The organism is Devosia sp. (genome assembly GCF_017307565.1).
GTDB lineage: Bacteria > Pseudomonadota > Alphaproteobacteria > Rhizobiales > Devosiaceae > Devosia.
In genome coordinates this window covers 1-678 of record NZ_JAFKHD010000208.1, presented here as the reverse complement: position 1 = coordinate 678, position 678 = coordinate 1, and the positions used below count along the sequence as shown (strand labels likewise).

Here is a 678-nt window from a genome sequence, read left to right as displayed (position 1 = left end):
CGCCTGACGCGACACGCGATCTGGGCACCGATGGCGAGCGCCGCGCGCTTTATTCCATCCCCGGCTCCGTGCCGCCGATTACCAACCTGCCGCCCGGCTGTGCCTTCGAGCCGCGCTGCTCCATGGCCATAGAAGCCTGTCGCACCGGCCTGCCGCCACTGATCAATGCCGGCCCCGGCACCTTTTCGCGCTGCATCAGGAGCCATGAGCTATGACCGAGCGAATTGACGACGCGCCGCTCCTCAGCCTGCGCAACCTCGTAAAGCGCTTCCCCGGTCGCAATGGCCGCACGGTCCATGCCGTCGAAAATGTCAGTTTCGATATCAGGCGCGGCAGCACCGTCGGTCTTGTAGGCGAAAGCGGTTCGGGCAAGACCACAGTCGGGCGCTCGATCCTGCGTCTTGTCGAGCCCACCGGTGGCGAAGCCATTTTCGATGGCACCGACATTTTTGCGCTCGGCTCGCGAGAGATGCGCGCCTGGCGCAAGCGCCTGCAGATCGTCTTTCAGGACCCCTATTCGAGCCTCAATCCCCGTATGCGGATCGATGCGATCCTGGGCGAAGCGCTCGATGCCTGTGGTTATCCCAAAGGCGCCGCTCGCAAGGAACGTGTGGTCGAACTCATGACCCTGGTTGGTCTGCCACCTGAATATTCCCGGCGTTTCCCGCATGAGTTTTC

The 678-nt window shown here is 63.1% G+C and carries 2 protein-coding genes; both read left to right on the top strand.

The window, feature by feature from the left end:
- The coding region (locus J0I64_RS06570; RefSeq protein WP_366933705.1) for an oligopeptide/dipeptide ABC transporter ATP-binding protein at positions 1 to 215 on the top strand (215 nt) is incomplete at its 5' end.
- Positions 212 to 678 (top strand): ATP-binding cassette domain-containing protein (locus J0I64_RS06565; protein WP_291406800.1); only part of this gene is annotated, 467 nt, incomplete at its 3' end. The genes J0I64_RS06570 and J0I64_RS06565, both read left to right, overlap by 4 nt.